The organism is Bradyrhizobium sp. 21 (assembly GCF_023073335.1).
Lineage (GTDB): Bacteria > Pseudomonadota > Alphaproteobacteria > Rhizobiales > Xanthobacteraceae > Bradyrhizobium.
In genome coordinates, this window is sequence record NZ_JADPJG010000035.1 from 600,473 (window position 1) to 616,871 (window position 16,399).

The 16,399-nt window shown below is 64.4% G+C and carries 15 protein-coding genes; 4 read left to right on the top strand and 11 right to left on the bottom strand.

The window, feature by feature from the left end:
* Positions 1–131: 131 nt before the first annotated feature.
* The 7 genes from IVB31_RS31475 to cyoA are packed head-to-tail and all read right to left on the bottom strand — an operon-like array spanning position 132 to position 7,050.
* The gene (locus tag IVB31_RS31475; protein WP_247331879.1) at positions 132–665 is read right to left on the bottom strand and encodes a response regulator transcription factor; all 534 of its coding nucleotides are present in this window, start codon (positions 663–665) and stop codon (positions 132–134) included.
* Positions 655–2,034: an ATP-binding protein gene (locus IVB31_RS31480; RefSeq protein ID WP_247331880.1), complete on the bottom strand. Its 1,380-nt coding sequence runs from the start codon at positions 2,032–2,034 to the stop codon at positions 655–657. The genes IVB31_RS31475 and IVB31_RS31480 overlap by 11 nt, the downstream gene beginning before the upstream one ends.
* Positions 2,006–2,860: an SURF1 family protein gene (locus tag IVB31_RS31485; RefSeq protein ID WP_247331882.1), complete on the bottom strand. Its 855-nt coding sequence runs from the start codon at positions 2,858–2,860 to the stop codon at positions 2,006–2,008. Before IVB31_RS31485 ends, IVB31_RS31480 begins: the two co-directional genes overlap by 29 nt.
* A 13-nt stretch (positions 2,861–2,873) precedes the next feature.
* Complete coding sequence (gene cyoD / locus IVB31_RS31490; RefSeq protein ID WP_247331884.1) at positions 2,874–3,254, bottom strand: cytochrome o ubiquinol oxidase subunit IV; 381 nt, start codon at positions 3,252–3,254, stop codon at positions 2,874–2,876.
* Positions 3,251–3,880 (bottom strand): cytochrome o ubiquinol oxidase subunit III, encoded by a 630-nt coding sequence (gene cyoC / locus IVB31_RS31495; RefSeq protein WP_247331886.1) that lies wholly within the window; start codon positions 3,878–3,880, stop codon positions 3,251–3,253. The genes cyoD and cyoC overlap by 4 nt, the downstream gene beginning before the upstream one ends.
* Complete coding sequence (gene cyoB, locus IVB31_RS31500) at positions 3,881–5,878, bottom strand: cytochrome o ubiquinol oxidase subunit I (RefSeq protein ID WP_247331888.1); 1,998 nt, start codon at positions 5,876–5,878, stop codon at positions 3,881–3,883. It lies immediately after the preceding gene.
* 11 nt (positions 5,879–5,889) lie between these two features.
* Complete coding sequence (cyoA, locus tag IVB31_RS31505; protein ID WP_247331890.1) at positions 5,890–7,050, bottom strand: ubiquinol oxidase subunit II; 1,161 nt, start codon at positions 7,048–7,050, stop codon at positions 5,890–5,892.
* 182 nt (positions 7,051–7,232) lie between these two features.
* Here cyoA and IVB31_RS31510 point away from each other — a divergent pair, with 182 nt between their 5' ends.
* Complete coding sequence (locus IVB31_RS31510; RefSeq protein ID WP_247331892.1) at positions 7,233–8,561, top strand: MFS transporter; 1,329 nt, start codon at positions 7,233–7,235, stop codon at positions 8,559–8,561.
* Positions 8,562–8,738: 177 nt separating this feature from the next.
* On the opposite strand, the gene IVB31_RS31515 is transcribed toward IVB31_RS31510, so the two are convergent.
* The gene (locus IVB31_RS31515; RefSeq protein ID WP_247331894.1) at positions 8,739–10,130 is read right to left on the bottom strand and encodes a M48 family metalloprotease; all 1,392 of its coding nucleotides are present in this window, start codon (positions 10,128–10,130) and stop codon (positions 8,739–8,741) included.
* A 134-nt stretch (positions 10,131–10,264) separates the two neighbouring features.
* Positions 10,265–11,119, bottom strand: a complete 855-nt coding sequence (locus IVB31_RS31520) for a thermonuclease family protein (protein ID WP_247332351.1) — start codon at positions 11,117–11,119, stop codon at positions 10,265–10,267.
* A 256-nt stretch (positions 11,120–11,375) separates the two neighbouring features.
* Here IVB31_RS31520 and IVB31_RS31525 point away from each other — a divergent pair, with 256 nt between their 5' ends.
* From IVB31_RS31525 to IVB31_RS31535, 3 genes are all read left to right on the top strand, one after another.
* Positions 11,376–12,581 (top strand): ABC transporter substrate-binding protein, encoded by a 1,206-nt coding sequence (locus IVB31_RS31525; RefSeq protein WP_247331896.1) that lies wholly within the window; start codon positions 11,376–11,378, stop codon positions 12,579–12,581.
* Positions 12,582–12,714: 133 nt separating this feature from the next.
* Positions 12,715–13,503, top strand: a complete 789-nt coding sequence (locus IVB31_RS31530) for an enoyl-CoA hydratase (RefSeq protein ID WP_247331899.1) — start codon at positions 12,715–12,717, stop codon at positions 13,501–13,503.
* 2 nt (positions 13,504–13,505) lie between these two features.
* Complete coding sequence (locus IVB31_RS31535; RefSeq protein WP_247331901.1) at positions 13,506–14,252, top strand: hypothetical protein; 747 nt, start codon at positions 13,506–13,508, stop codon at positions 14,250–14,252.
* A gap of 124 nt (positions 14,253–14,376) precedes the next feature.
* Here the strand turns inward: IVB31_RS31535 and IVB31_RS31540 are convergent, their stop codons facing one another.
* Complete coding sequence (locus tag IVB31_RS31540; RefSeq protein WP_247331903.1) at positions 14,377–15,195, bottom strand: enoyl-CoA hydratase/isomerase family protein; 819 nt, start codon at positions 15,193–15,195, stop codon at positions 14,377–14,379.
* Between the two features lie 40 nt (positions 15,196–15,235).
* Positions 15,236–16,396: an acyl-CoA dehydrogenase family protein gene (locus IVB31_RS31545; protein WP_008133127.1), complete on the bottom strand. Its 1,161-nt coding sequence runs from the start codon at positions 16,394–16,396 to the stop codon at positions 15,236–15,238.
* Between the last annotated feature and the right edge of the window lie 3 nt (positions 16,397–16,399).

Consider the following 16,399-nt stretch of genomic DNA (forward strand, 5'->3'; position numbering starts at 1 on the left):
TCGCAGCGTTCATCGCAACAGATCAAAAGCCCGGCCGTTTGGCCGGGCTTTTTGTTGTGCGTGTGCCATCTCTCAACAAATGCGGTGTCGTCCCGGCGAATGACGGGACGACGAAGGGAGTGGCTTTTCGCTCATTTCACCGGCCGCTTCTCGAGCTTTCGCGCCAGCGTCCGCCGGTGCATCCCCAGCCTTCGCGCAGCTTCCGAAATATTAAAATCCGTCTCGATCAGGGTCTGGTGGATGCGCTCCCATTCCAGCGTCTTGATCGAGGTCGGCCGGGCGTCCAGCGCGACCTCGGTGTTGCCCTCGGCCTTGTTGAAGGCGGCTTCGATGTCGTCGGTATTCGACGGCTTCGCCAGATAATGACATGCCCCCAACTTGATCGCCTCGACGGCGGTGGAGATGCTGGCAAAGCCTGTCAGCACCACGATCAGCATATCAGGGTCGTGCATATGCAAAAGCTCGACACAGGCGAGGCCCGAGGCGCCGCCGAGCTTGAGGTCGACCACGGCATGGCTGAACGATCGCTCCTCCAGACCTTTGCGGACCTCTTCGATCGAGGCGGCCAGGACGACGTCGTAGCCGCGGCGCTCGAAAGAGCGCTTCAGCGTGCGCGCGAAGCCCTCGTCGTCCTCGACGACGATGAGCGAACGGTCAGGCGTCAAAGCTGCCTCCGATCGCGAGTGTTGCGAGCGGCAGCGTGAGACGGACGGTGGCGCCGCGCTTCCTGTGATTCTCGGCGGTCACGCTGCCGCCGAGCTTGCGCACCACGTTCACCACCAGGAACAGGCCGAGCCCGCCGCCGGCGCGGCCCTTGCTCGACTGGTAGGGTTTTCCGAGCTGCACCAGCATCTCTGGCGCAAAGCCGGGACCGCGGTCGCTGATCGACAGAACGAGATTGTCGCCCTCGCGCTCGGCCACGAGCTCGACCCAGTCGCGCGAGACCTCGTAGGCGTTGTCGAGCACGTTGAAGATCACCTGCTTCAGCGCGACGTCCGAGACGATCGCGACGTCCTCGCCGAACGTGTTGACGAAATAGAGCGTGCGCGCCGAGCGCGCGTCGCGCCACTCTTCCACCAGCGCGGTGACGAAGGCCGTCACCGTCGTCGGCGACGAGCCTTCGCCGCGTGCTTCGCCGGCCGAGACCAGGATGCCGGTCACGATGGTCTTGCAGCGTTGCAGCGAGGTTTCCATCTCCGCGAGATCTTCGGCCAGCTCCTGATCGGCGGCGAGATCGGGCATGCGGCGCCAGTCGCTGAGAATGACCGAGAGCGAGGCCAGCGGGGTGCCGAGCTCGTGCGCCGCGCCGGAGGCGAGCAGGCCCATGCGCACGATATGATCCTGCTCGGCCGCGTGCTGGCGCAGCGCCGCCAGATGCGCATCGCGTTGGCGCAGATTCCTGTTGATCCGGGTGACGAACACCACCAGCAGCACGGCGTTGAGCACGAAGCCCAGCAGCATGCCGGCCACGGTGAGCGTGTAGGTCTCGCTCAGCGGATTCGGCGGCAGGTCGAGCGGACGGTAGGCCAGCGTCAGCCAGACGAAGCTCGCGCAGGTCAGTGCGACCAGCGACCAGGTCGAGCGACCGTCGAGTAGCACCGCGCCCAGCGTCACCTGGAGCAGGAACAGCGAGGTGAAGGGATTGGTGGCGCCTCCGCTGAGGTAGAGCTGCGCGGTCAGCGCGGCGACGTCCAGCATCAAGGCGACCAGCAGCTCGTTATTGGTGATCGCGGCGCGATGGCGCACCCAGACCAGGCTGGAGACGTTGAGAAAGACCAGCGCGCCGATCACCGCCCCCATGCGGTTGAGGGGCAGCGGAATGCCGAGCCAGAAATGCACGCCGCCGATGGTCACGATCTGGCCGACCACTGCAGTCCAGCGCAACTGGATCAGCAGCGCCATGTTCTTGCGGTTGGTCTCGTCGTCGGTGGGCGCAGCGCCGATCAGCTCGCTGCGCGCGTCCGCCTGCGATTGCAGCGTGACGGCGCCATGCGTTCTTCCGTCGTCAGGTTGGCTCGACGATCGTTCCAGCATCTGATCCCGTCCTGCGGGCGACGGTATCGCCGGCCGGTTCCTGGACGAAGCCGCTCCAGGGTTTCTTGCGGCGGAATAGCCCGCCGCCGAACGTGACGAAAAGTGTGCCGGCCAGCATGAAAGCCAGGGTAAACCACGTCAGCGCGTAGATCAGGTGGTTATTGGGAAAGCGGACCACGGTCAATCCGCCGATTGGGCCACCGCCGGTTTGTGATCCGACGTCGGCATCGACGAAGAAGGGCGCGACATCGCCGAGGCCGCGCGCCGCGGCAATCGCGGCCACGTCCCGCGAATACCAGCGGTTGTGCTGGGGCACGTTATTCCTGAGGAATCCGCCTTTCGGCTCCGTGATACGCAACAGGCCGGTGATCTCGACCTGGCCGGCCGGATTGCCGTCCCGGCGCGCCGATGCGTCGCGCCGCTCGGACGGCACGAAGCCGCGGTTGACCAGGACCAGTGTGCCGTCGTCGCGCTGAAGCGGCGTCAGCACCCAATAGCCGGGACCTTCCTCGGTGACGGCCTGAACCAGCGTCTCGCGGTCATGCAGGAAGCGGCCTGTCACGCTGACGTGCCTGTATTCGTCATTCGCGGCCGAGACGGCCGGCCATGCCGCAGGCGCGGGGATCGGCCGGGCCGCGGCATGAACACGCTGCTCGACGCGGTCGATCAGCGCCAGCTTCCAGGCGCGGCGTTCGACCTGCCAGACGCCCAGCGCGATCAGAAGCACGAAGGCCGCGAGCGAGAGGATTGTGAGCCACGGGGACGGACGCGCAGCCTTGCGGCGCGCGCCCTTTGCCCTGCCTGTCACGGTCCGGATCTTGCTCAATACAGAGGCTCGCTCACTTCATCCCGGTCATTTGGTGGATCGGCATCATGTTGCTGTTGAGGTGGTTCATCACCCACAGCGAACCCGATAGTGCGATCACCACCATGACGATGGTGAAGATCAGCGCCATCATGCTCCAGCCGTTCTCCGACTTGGGGCTCATGTGCAGGAAGTAGACCATGTGCACGACGATCTGCACGACCGCGAAGGCCATGATGACCAGCGCGGTGATCTGCTTGCTCGGCAGCGCGCCGCTCATCACCAGCCAGAACGGGATCGCGGTCAGCACGACCGAGAGCACGAAGCCGAGCATATAGGTCGAGAACGTGCCGTGGGAATGGCTGTCGCCGTGATGATGATCGTCCGCGTGAGCGGCGTGGCTATCGGTGTTCATCGCAGAACTCCCAGGAGATAGACGAAGGTGAAGACGCCGATCCAGACCACGTCGAGGAAGTGCCAGAACATCGACAGGCACATCAGGCGGCGGCGGTTGGCTTCGATCAGGCCGAACTTCTGGACCTGCACCATCAGCGTCACCAGCCAGATCAGGCCACAGGAGACGTGCAGGCCGTGGGTGCCGACCAGGGTGAAGAAGGCGGACAGGAAGGCGCTGCGCTGCGGCGTGGCGCCTTCATGGATCATGTGGGCGAACTCCGAGAGCTCGATGCCGATGAAGGCGAGACCGAACAGGCCGGTGATCGCCAGCCACATCTGCGTCTGCGCGATCTTGTTCTGCTGCATCGTCAGCATCGCAAAACCATATGTGATCGACGACAGCAGCAGCATCGAGGTGTTGACCGCGACCAGCGGCAGCTCGAACAAATCCTTCGGCGCGGGACCGGCGGCGTAGTTGCCGCCGAGCACGCCGAAGGTGGCGAACAGGATCGCAAAGATGAGACAGTCGCTCATCAGATAGATCCAGAAGCCGAGCGAGGTGCTGTAGCCTTCCGGATGCGGATGCTCGTCGGCGAGGTAGAACACCGGCTCGCCGGTTTGGGTGGGATTGACAGCGACAGTCATTTACTTGGCTCCGGCGAGCAGTTTGGTGCGCGCGTCTTCGGCCCGGATGACGTCGTCGGCCGAAATGTCGAAGTCGCGGTGATAGTTGAAGGTGTGACCGATGCCGACGGCGAGCATCGCGATGAAGCTCGCGGCGGCAAGCCACCAGATGTACCAGATCAGGCCGAATCCCATCGCGGTGGCGAAGCCGGCGAGGATGATGCCGGTGCCGGTGCTGCTGGGCATGTGGATCGGCTTGAACCCGGTGAGCGGACGCAGGTAGCCGCGGCGCTTCATGTCCCACCACGCGTCATTGTCGTGAACGACGGGGGTGAAGGCGAAGTTGTAGTCCGGCGGGGGCGAGGAGGTCGCCCATTCCAGCGTGCGCGCGTCCCAGGGATCGCCGGTGACGTCCTTGAGCTGCTCGCGCCTGAGGAAGCTGACCGCGAACTGCATCAGCATCGAGAGGATGCCGAGGAAGACCAGGAAGGCGCCGATGCCGGCGATGACGAACCAGATCTGCAGGGACGGATCGTCGAACACGCGCAGCCGCCGGGTCACGCCCATCAGGCCGAGGACGTAGAGCGGCATGAAGGCGAGGTAGAAGCCGGTGACCCAGAACCAGAACGACAGCTTGCCCCAGAACGGATCGAGCTTGAAGCCGAACGCTTTCGGGAACCAGTAGTTGATGCCGGCGAACGCACCGAACACTACGCCGCCGATGATCACGTTGTGGAAGTGCGCGATCAGGAACAGGCTGTTGTGCAGGACGAAGTCGGCCGGCGGCACCGCCAGCAGCACGCCGGTCATGCCGCCGAGCACGAAGGTCAGCATGAAGGCAATGGTCCACAGCATCGGCAGCTCGTAGCGGATACGGCCGCGATACATCGTGAACAACCAGTTGAACATCTTCGCGCCCGTGGGGATCGAGATGATCATCGTGGTAATGCCGAAGAACGAATTGACGCTGGCGCCGGAGCCCATCGTGAAGAAATGGTGCAGCCAGACCAGGTACGACAGGATGGTGATGACCACCGTGGCGTAGACCATCGAGGTGTAGCCGAACAACCGCTTGCCGGAGAAGGTCGATGTGACTTCCGAGAAGATGCCGAAGGCAGGCAGAACCAGGATGTAGACCTCGGGATGACCCCAGATCCAGATCAGGTTCACGTACATCATCGGGCTGCCGCCGAAATCGTTGGTGAAGAAGTTGGTGCCGACATAGCGGTCGAGCGAGAGCAGCGCGAGCACGACGGTCAGCACGGGGAAGGACGCCACGATCAGCACGTTGGTGCAGAGCGAGGTCCAGGTGAACACCGGCATCTTCATCATGGTCATGCCGGGGCAACGCAGCTTGACGATGGTGCAGATCAGGTTGATGCCGGACAGCGTCGTGCCGACGCCGGCAACCTGCAATCCCCATATGTAATAGTCGACACCGACGTCGGGACTGTAGCCGATGTTCGACAGTGGCGGATAAGCCAGCCAGCCGGTGCGGGCGAATTCGCCGATGAACAGCGATGCCATCACCAGCACCGCGCCGCCGACCGTCATCCAGAAGCTGAAATTGTTCAGGAACGGGAACGACACGTCGCGCGCGCCGATCTGGAGCGGCACGACGAAGTTCATCAAGCCGGTGACCAGCGGCATCGCCACGAAAAAGATCATGATGACGCCGTGGGCGGTGAAGACCTGGTCGTAGTGATGGGAGTTGAGGTAGCCCTCGGAGCCGCCAAAGGCGAGGGCCTGCTGCAACCGCATCATCAGTGCGTCCGCGAAGCCGCGCAACAGCATCACGATGCCGAGGATCATGTACATGATGCCGATGCGCTTGTGGTCGACGCTGGTGAACCATTCGCGCCAGAGATAGCTCCAGAGGCGGAAATAGGTCAGCCCGGCGAACATGACGAGACCACCGGTTGCCACCACCGCGAAGGTGCCGACGACGATCGGCTCGTGCAGCGGCAAGGATTCGATGGTGAGGCGCCCGAAGATGAGCTTGAGAAAATCAGGAGACATGCGATCTCTCTTTAGGAGTCTGACTTCGGACGTTGTCCGAGGAAGAAGGACGAGGACTTCAGCGGCGTGAAATTCGGCCGCTTCAGGCCGGCGCCGAGCAGCGGCGCGGTGTCGACGGGTGCCGTGATGGAGGCGGTGGTCTTGCCCTGCGGCGCATCGGGCGTGCAGGTGCCGGCGACGAAGGTCGGCTCCGGCCCCAGCGCGGTGCCGCGGCGGGCATATTTGTCGTAGGCCAGCGGCAGCGTGTTGTTCAGGCCCTCATGGCCGAGGCCGCCCTTGGCGTCGATCGCCATCATCTCGCTCTGGCACATCTTGCCGGTCTCGACGCACATGTTGAGGATCAGGCGGTAGAGATCGGAATCGATGCTGCCGTAGCGCCGCACCGGCTCGTTCTGACTGGGCTTTTCGAGCTGCAGATATTCGGCGCGACCGAGCGAGCCGCCGGCGGATTTGGCACTGGCGATCCAGGCGTCAAAGCCCTTGTCGTCGAGGCCCTGGAAGTCGAAGTGCATGCCGGAGAAGCCCGCACCGCTGTAGTTCGCGGAGAAGCCGCGGTAGGTGCCGGAATGATTCACGACGGCGTGGAGCTTGGTCTCCATTCCCGGCATCGCGTAGATCTGGCCGGCGAGCGCGGGAATGTAGAACGAGTTCATCACCGAGGACGCGGTGATGCGGAAATGGATCGGGCGATCGACCGGAGCTGCCAGATCGTTGACGGTGGCGATGCCGTAGTCCGGATAGATAAACAGCCACTTCCAGTCCAGCGCGACGACGTCGACCTCGAGCGGGGCCTTGGACTGGTCCACGGCGCGGTCGGCATGGATGCGGCCGAGCGTGCGATAGGGGTCGAGCAGATGCGTGCCCATCCAGGTCAGCGCGCCGAGGCAGACGATGATCAAAAGCGGCGCCGACCAGATCACCAGCTCGAGGCTGGTCGAGTGGTCCCATTCCGGCTCGTAGCGGGCCTCGGTGTTGGACTGGCGGTAGCGCCAGGCGAACAGCACCGTCAGCGCCATCACGGGGACGACGATCAGGAGCATGAGGACAGTGGAGATGATGACGAGGTCGCGCTGTTGCGCAGCGATATCGCCGGCTGGCGCCAGCACGACGTAGTTGCAGCCGCTGAGCGCGACCGCCAGGGGTAGCAGCGCCAGGATCTTGAGACGGGACACGGGCCGAGCCTTTGGGAATGAGTTTCTTTTGCGAGACCAACGGGTAGCTGCGACGCAGCAATCCGGACATTGGACAATTTGTCCAATGTTGCACTGCGGAATGTTGCGCCAGACAGGGCCAGACTGCCTGGCGCTCCCGCCGGGTGGTCGGCTTTGGTTTCCAGGACGTTAAGGGCGCGCGAATGGCGACGGCACAGACCCCCGCAATGGCAGACATCCACTCGGGCGAGCACGGCCACGACCAGGCCAGTCCCGGCGAGATCGCCATCGGCGTCATCATCGGCCGCACCTCGGAATTCTTCGACTTCTTCGTCTACGCGATCGCCTCGGTGATCGTGTTTCCGCGCCTCGTGTTCCCGTTCACCAGCGAGCTGACCGGCACCCTCTATTCCTTCATGATCTTCGCGCTGGCCTTCATCGCCCGGCCGATCGGCACCGTCATTTTCATGACGGTGGACCGCGAGTACGGCAAGACGGCCAAGCTGATCTCGGCGCTGTTCCTGCTCGGCACCGCCACCGTGGCGCTCGCATTCCTGCCCGGCTATCACGACATCGGCGTCGCCGCGATCTGGCTGCTGGCGCTGGCGCGTATCGCGCAGGGTCTGGCCTGGGGAGGCGCCTGGGACGGCATGGCCTCGCTGCTGGCGCTGAATGCACCGCCCTCCCAGCGCGGCTGGTACGCGATGGTGCCGCAGCTCGGCGCGCCGCTCGGGTTGATCGTGGCGAGCGGGTTGTTCGCCTATTTCGCCGGCAATCTCTCGGCTGACGATTTCTTCGATTGGGGCTGGCGCTATCCGTTCTTCGTCGCGTTTGCCATCAACGTCGTGGCGCTGTTCGCGCGCCTGCGCATGGTGACGACGGAAGAATATGCCACGCTGTTCGAGACCCGCGAATTGCAGCCCTCGCGCATCCCCGAGACTGTGGCGCGCGAAGGCCAGAACATCATGCTCGGCGCATTCGCGCCGCTGGCGAGCTTCGCACTGTTCCACATGGTCACGGTGTTTCCGCTGTCCTGGGTCTTTCTGTTCACCCGCGAAAGCCCGGTGCGCTTCCTGATCATCGAGATCGTCGCCGCCGTGTTCGGTGTCGGCGCGATCGTGCTCTCCGGCATCATCGCCGACCGCGTCGGTCGCAAGTCGCTGCTGATGGGATCGGCGATCGCGATCGCGATCTACAGCGGTTTTGCCCCGCAGCTCCTCGACGCCGGCGCGTTCGGCGAGACCATCTACATGGTGATCGGCTTCATCCTGCTCGGTCTCTCCTTCGGCCAGTCCTCGGGCGCGATCGCCTCGAACTTCAAGCAGGCGTATCGCTACACGGCCTCGGCGCTGACCTCCGACATGGCCTGGTTGTTCGGCGCCGGCTTCGCGCCGCTGGTGGCTCTGCTGCTCGCGACCAATCTCGGCGTCATCGCCTCAGGTGCGTATCTGCTGTCGGGTGCGTTCTGGACCCTGCTTGCGCTCTGGCTCAGCGGCCAGCGCGAGGCGGGTGATATGGACGCGGGCGGCTAATTAGGGTCGAGTTGCGGCTTCAAAACAGGTGTCGTCCCGGCGAAGGCCGGGACCCATAACCCCAAGGAGGGTTGCGGCGCACACTGGCAACCACGGATCTTCGCCAAACCAAAGCCTGTGGCTATGGGTCCCGGCCTTCGCCGGGACGACAGGGGAATTTGAGGAGCCAGCGCAGCCTCAATCCGCCACGACCTTCACGCGATCCCGCACTTTCACCTGTGCGTTGCGATCGAGGCCGTTGAGCACGCGAAAGCGTTCGGCGGGGTGATCGACGCCGGCCATGCGGTGGGAAAGCGATTCCACGGTATCGCCCGGCTGCACGGTGATGACCTTGATCCGCAGCGGGCGCGCGGCCTGGATCTCGTCGAGCGTCAGGCGGCGGAATGAACTGACGGTCTCCCGCGCATTGCGCTCGCTCTCGGTCGATTTCTGCCGTGTCGCAAAGATGAAGCGGTAGACGTCGCTGCCGAAGCGCAGCGCATAGACCTTGAACTGCCACTGGTCGCCCTTGGCGGTGGCGGACGCCGCGGGAAAACCGTTGATGGTGACGTCCTCGGTGGAGGCCTTCTCGACGCCCTCCATCCAGCCCGAATTCAGGTAGTCGCCGAGCGACTGCTCGGCCGGCACCCGCACGACGTCGAAGCGCATCGCCTGCGAGCCGCCGTCGCGCACGCCGATCACGGCCTGCGCGGTGTTGTCGAGCGTAAAATTGTCCGGCGCCTGGAAGGTGAAGCCGAGTTTTGGGTGCAGGAAACGGCGGCCGCGCACAAAACCTTCGCTGGGATCTTCGCCGTAGACGAGGTTGTCGATCGCGGCGAGATAGGTCTCGCGGTCGCGCTCGGCGCCCTCGGGCGCAGCATATTGCCGCGCGATGGTCTGCGCATTCTGCACGCGCTCGGGCGTTGCCGGATGCGACGAGGTGAAATCCTGCGCGCGCGGATCGAGCGAGGTCTTGCCGGCCTTCAGCTCGGCATTCCGCTCCATCGCGGAGAGGAAGCGTGCCGCACCATAGGGATCGAAATGCGCCTTGGCGGAGATGCCGACGCCGATGCCGTCGGCCTCGAATTCCTGGTTGCGCGAAAAGCTCGCCATGGTGAGCTTGGTCTTGGCGAGCGCGAGCGCCGTGAGATCGGGATCGTTGCTCATGTCGGTGACGACGCGGGTGACGATCGCGGCCTGGCGAGCCTGGTCCTCGCGCATCGCGGCGTGCTTGGACAGCACATGCGCCATCTCGTGGCTGAGCACGGAGGACAATTCCGAGGTGTCGCTCGCAAGCGCAAGAAGTCCGCGCGTGACATAGAGCTGGCCGTTCGGCAGCGCGAAGGCGTTGACCGCGCCGGAATTGAGGATGGTGACCCTGTAGCCCTGGTCGGGACGGTCGGACGCCGCGACCAGCCGGTCGACGGTCTTGGTGACGAGCGATTCGAGCCTGGGATCGTCATAGGTGCCGCCATAGCTCGCCAGGATGCGCTCGTGCTCCTTCTCGGTGGCGGGGGTCTGTGCGACGGCCGGCTTCGGCTTGGGCATCGCGACGGTCGGCGGGGCCGCCGCGGTCTGGAATCGGTTCATGTCACCGCAGCCGGCAAGGGCTGATCCCAGCACAAGGCAAAGCACGGCCGGCGCAGCCCGCAGGCGGCGGCGTTCATCTCGTCCGTGCCGTTCTAGCACCCCATTCACGTCGCTTAACCCGTGCCTGGCCCCTTTTAGGGCCTTACCCCTGTCGGCTCGTTTGCGCCCAGCAACTCGATTTGTCCCACGAGGCGTAAATCGATACGCGGCCCCGCATTCCCCTCAGCCCAGCCCCGGACACGAATACGTTTATTTTCCAGAGACTTAAGGGCGATCCCGGCGCTTTCGAACGCGGGTACCATGCGCTTTGAAATAGTCACGGCAAAGCCGCGTGTCCAGTTCCGTCCGAAGTTGAGGTAGGTCATTGCCCCAGCTTGCCGGACCGACAGGACTTTGCCCTCGACCACCACAAAACGCCCGATCCCCGCCAAAATATCGTCCGGACTTTCCGCGTTTTTTATGGCCGACGGGTCAGCCCAGTTGCCCTTTTTTTCGCGCCGCGCCTCGGCCTCCGACGTCATCAGGGCGGCCGCGCAATCCTTGTCGGCGATCTCGGCGGAGACGATGGCCTCGCCCTGGGCGAGCAGAGTCGCCTGCACGGAGATGTCACTCTCGCCGACAAAGACCAGCGCGCCTTGCCGGCCGTAGCGGTCGGGCGTGCCGTCAGCGCTCCGCAGAATCACGTCGCGGCCGACGAGCAGCGAGGTCAGCGCCTGCTTCGTCGTCGCCGTGGCCTCAATGCCGGTGAGGCGGACTTCGCGGCCGTCATCGAGACGCACACTGCGTGCGTCGACGATTGCCGCGACGCGGCCTTCACCTTGCAACTCGAACTGGCACGGGTTCGCGAATGCGCTGTGACCCGCGACGAGGAGAAATGCGACAAGGATGAGGTGAGGCCGTTGCGTCACGAGACCCGGAGAGGTTGCGTTGCGTTTCCATCCTAACTCAAGCGTGGCGGGTCGCGAAGAGGCCTCCTCACACTCCGTCATTGTGAGGAGCTCTTGCGACGAAGCAATCCAGACCGTCTCCGCGCAGGCAGACTGGATTGCTTCGCTGCGCTCGCAATGGCGGCGTTGGAGCAGCGCGGCCGATCCCACCATTCCGCTTTGCGGAAAACATGCGCGGCAATATGCGCTCGCAACGTTCCGCGCGCTTGCTGCCCTCCAGCGCATGCGGCATGATTGCGGCAACAGCAATAACGAAAGCCGCCATCAGAGTACGGCGCGATAAGGGAGGTCTTTTTCGATGAAGCATGTTTTGTCGGGCATTTTTGCCGCTGCGTTGGCGCTGAGTGCGAGCGCCGTGCAGGCGCAGGACAAGCCGCCACTCAAGATCGGCGGCATCCTCGACATGTCGAGCCTCTATGCCGACATCACCGGTCCCGGCAGCGAGACCGCGGCCAAGATGGCGGTGGAGGATTTTGGCGGCGAGGTGCTGGGGCGCAAGATCCAGGTGCTGGCCGCCGATCATCAAAACAAGGCCGACCTCTCCGGCAACATCGCCCGCGACATGCTCGACAACCAAGGCGTCGAGATGATCTACGACGTCGCGGCTTCCGCGACCGCGCTGGCCGCCGGCGAGATCGCCAAAGCGCGCAACAAGATCATCATGTTCAACGGTCCGGGCTCGATCCGTCTCACCAACGAGGCCTGCGGTCCCTACACCATCCACTACGTGTTCGACACCTACGGCCAGGCCAACGTCACCGGCCTTGCGGCCGTGAAGTCGGGCCTCGACAGCTGGTTCTTCCTGACCGCCGACTACGCCTTCGGCCAGGATCTGGAGAAGGACACCAGCGCCGTCGTCACCAAGACCGGCGGCAAGGTACTGGGCAGCGTGCGCCATCCGCTCAACACCTCGGATTTTTCGTCGTTCCTGCTGCAGGCGCAGGCCTCGAAAGCCAAGGTGATCGGGCTCGCGAATGCCGGCGGCGACACCGTCAACGCCATCAAGCAGGCGGCCGAGTTCGGCATCACCAAGGGCGGCCAGAAGGTCTCGCCGCTGCTCGCCTTCGTGACCGACATCGACTCGATCGGGCTCGAGACCGCGCAGGGTCTGTTGCTCGCGGAAGCCTTCTACTGGGATCTCAACGACGACACCCGTGCGTTCTCGAAGCGCTTCCAGGAGCGCATGAAGCGGCCGCCGACCTCGGCGCAAGCCGGCGTCTATTCCTCCGTCACGCATTACCTGAAGGCCGTGAAGGCTGCGGGCACGACGGACTCCGCTACCGTGATGAAGGTGATGAAGGAAACGCCGATCAACGACTTCTTCGCCAAGGGTGGCAAGATTCGCGAGGACGGCCGCATGCTCCACGACATGTACTTGTTCGAGGTCAAGAAGCCGTCGGAGTCCAAGGGCCGCTGGGACGACTACAAGCTGCTCGCCACCGTGCCCGGCAGCGAGGCGTTCCAGTCGCTGGAGCAGTCGCGCTGTCCGCTGGTGAAGAAATGACGCGAAGCGTCATCCCGGGGCGCGAGGCGAGCCCGGGATCCCTCGGGCCGCATTGACCGACGAAAAATGGATTCCGGCTCGCGCCAAGAGGCGCGCCCCGGAATGACGAAAGAAACAACAAGGGAGACGTCCCATGAACGACATGGTCCTGCAAAAGCTCGAAGGCGGGCTGCTCACCATCACCATGAACCGGCCCGAGCGGAAGAACGCGCTCAATCCGGACATGGTCGCCGGGCTGGTCGAGGCGGCGCGGCGCGCTGCCGACGATCCGGCGGTGCGGGCGGTCTTGTTCAAGGGCGCCGGCGGCTCCTTCTGTGTCGGCGGCGATGTCAAGTCGATGGCGGAGGGCCGGGCGCCGCTGCCGTTCGAAGTGAAGATGGCGAACCTGCGCCGCGGTATGGAGGTGTCGCGCATCCTGCACCAGATGCCGAAACCGGTGGTGGCGCAGCTCGATGGCGCGGCGGCGGGCGCGGGTCTGTCGATGGCGCTGTCCTGTGATCTCCGCATCGCCTCCGAATCCTGCAAGATCACCACCGCCTTCGCGAAAGTCGGCTTCTCCGGCGATTACGGCGGCACCTATTTCCTCACCCAGATTCTTGGAAGTGCGCGGGCGCGCGAGCTCTATCTGATGTCGCCGGTGCTCTCGGCGAAGGAAGCGCATGCGATCGGCATGGTGACGAAGGTCGTGCCCGATTCCGAGATTGACACCGCCGCGCACGAGCTCGCGCTGTCGCTGGCGCAAGGGCCCTCAATCGCGCTCGGCTTCATCAAGCGCAACATCAACAATGCCGAGCATCTCGCGCTGGAGGATTGCTTCGACGGTGAAGCCATCCACCACACCCGCTGCAGCGATACCGAAGACCACAAGGAGGCCGCAAAGGCCTTCGTCGAGAAGCGCAAGCCGACCTTCAAGGGTGCATGACGATGGCGCCCTATATGCGGCTGCGGCAGATCTGCCTGGTCGCGCCGCAGCTCGCGCCTGTCGTTTCCGACATCGCGGAGATCATGGGCCTCGCCGTCTGCTACCGCGACGGCAATGTCGCGAAATACGGCCTGGAGAACGCGCTGCTCCCGGTCGACACGATCTTGCTGGAGGTGGTCGCGCCGTTCAAGGACGGCACCACGGCGAGCCGCTTCATCGAGAAGAGCGGCGGCCGCGGCGGCTACATGGCGATCTTCTGCTGCAACGATCCCGACGAGCGCGGCCGTAATGCCAATGCCATGGGCGTGCGCACCGCCAACGTGATTGATCACGAGCCCTATCACGGGGTCCAGCTCCACCCCCGCGACTGCCGCGCCGCCTTCATCGAGTTCAATCACACCGAAGGCAGCGACGACATTTTGGGCCCGTATCCGCCGGCGGGGCCTGACTGGCAAAAGTTCATTCGCACGGACGTGACGCAGGCGCTGACTTGTGTGGAGATGCAGAGCCCGGACCCGGAGGAGCTGGCGGAGCATTGGGGCAAGATCATCGGGGTTGCGGCCGATTGCTCCGAACTGAAACTGCCCAACGCCACCTTCCGCTTCGTGAAGGGCGCCAGCGAGATCATGAGCGTACTGGAGTTTCGGGTAGCTGATGTCGCCCAGGTGCTGCATGCCGCCAAGGCAAGGGGGCTTGCGGTGGCCGGCAACGAGTTCCTGCTAGGCGGGGTGACGTTCCGCGTAGGCTGAAGCATCCGTCTCCCTGAGGCGGTCGCATCAAGGCTCGCTGCGCGAGCGCTTCCCGCGACGAGCACAACGCGCTCGCGCAGCGAAGACGGGTCGAGATCGAGCGCGGAGTTCTTCGGGTGAAAGATCACCTTCCCTTAAAATTCGCCGCGCGCCGCTCTTCCGTGGCCTTCACGCCCTCCTTGAAATCTTCCGTCGCCCGCAGCCTGGTCTGCTCCTGGAGCTCGTGGTTGGTCGCGGCCATGACGCGGTCGGCCAATCCTGCGCGCATCGTCGCGCGGGTGGAGATAAGGCCGAGCGGAGAGCATTCGGCGATCTCGCCGGCGAGCTTCAGTGCCTCCGCCTTCACCTGGTCCTGCGGGACCAGCACATTGGCGAGGCCCCATTTGACGGCCTCTTCGCCGGTGACGCGGCGGCTGGTGTAGAACATCAGCTCGGCGTTGTTCTTGCCGATCAGCTCCGGCAGCGTGGTGGTTAGGCCGAAGCCTGGATGGAAGCCGAGTTTCGTGAAGTTCGCCGAGAAGCGTGCCTCGGGGCAGGTCACGCGAAAATCAGCAGAGACCGCGAGCCCCAACCCGCCACCGATGGCCGCGCCCTGCACTGCGGCGACGATCGGCTTCTTGGCGCGGAAGATGCGCACCGCCTGGATGTAGAGATGGTTGATCGCGCCGAGGCTGTCGGCCGGGTCGCCCTTTGCCGTCTTTTCAGCCTCGCGCGCCTCCTGCGCCTGCCGCGCGGGGTCGCCGAAATTGGCGCCGGCGCAGAACGCCTTGCCCTGCGCCGACAGAACCGTGGCGCGGATCTCGATGTCGCGATCGAACTCGTCGAGCGCGTCCGCGATCTGGTTGATCAGCGAGATGTCGAAGAAGTTCAGCGGCGGGCGGCGGATCTCGATGGTTCCGACATGCCCGACCTTCTCGACGCCGATATCTTTGTAAGTGCTCATGATGTCCTCGAAGAGTTAGCGCAAAACCAGGCCCGCGCGCCTAGCGCAAGCCAAGTCCGCGGGCGATGATGCCGCGCAGCACCTCGGTGGTGCCGCCCTGGATGGTGAGTTTCGGCGCGGTCTTGATGGCGAAGTCGAGCTGCCGCTCCAGCGTCTCGCGGTTGGTCGCGGTCTCCTCGACGAAGGCGGCGAGATCGCGCACGCGGTGCGGAAGCTGCTGCTCCCAGACCGTGCCGATGTCCTTGACGATGGACGCCTCGACCACCGGCTCCTTGCCGGCCTGCAACATGCCGGCGACCGAGACCGACATGCGCCGCATGGTGTGGAGCTGCGCCACCAGCCGGCCGATGCCTTCGGCGCTGCGCGTGTCCGGGTTGGGACCGACCGCGCGAACCAGCTCGGTCAGCACGTAATAGGTCTCCAGAAAACGCTCGGGGCCCGAACGCTCATAAGCGAGCTCGCTCGTCGCCTGCTTCCAGGCGCCATCGACCTCGCCGAGCACGTGATCGTCAGGCACGAAGAAGTCGGTGAAGACGACCTCGTTGAACTCGTACTGGCCGGTGATCTGGCCGATCGGGTTTACCTGGATGCCCGGCTGCTTCATCTTGACCAAAAACTGCGTCAGGCCGTGACGGCGATTTTCCTTGGTCGGCTGTGAGGTCCGGAAGATCGCGATCATGTAGTCGGCGATATGCGCCGAAGAGGTCCAGATTTTTGTGCCGTTGATGAGATAGCCGCCGTCGGTCTTGGTCGCGCGCGTCTTCGCGGCGAACAGGTCGGAGCCGGAGTTCGGCTCGCTCATGCCGATCGCAAAGCAGATCTCGCCGCGGCAGATGCGCGGCAGGATGTCCATCTTGATGTGCTCAGGCGCGTACTTGATCAGCACCGGCCCGCTCTGGCGGTCGGCGACGAAGAACCGCCGCGTCGGCGCGTTGGCGACGCGCATCTCCTCCGTCACCACGTAGCGTTCGAGGAACGAGCGCTCCTGGCCGCCATATTTCTTCGGCCAAGTCATGCCGAGCCAGCCCTTGGCGCCGACCCGGCGGGAAAATTCCGGCGCGTCGGTGTCCTCGCGGTTGGGCTTGTGCGGATCGAAGGTGCCGGCGGCGATTTCCTCGGCGAGGAAGGCGCGCACTTCCTTGCGCAATTGCTCACATTTCTCGGGCAGGCGGATCGGGTCGAAACGGAGGGCAGCGGTCATGTT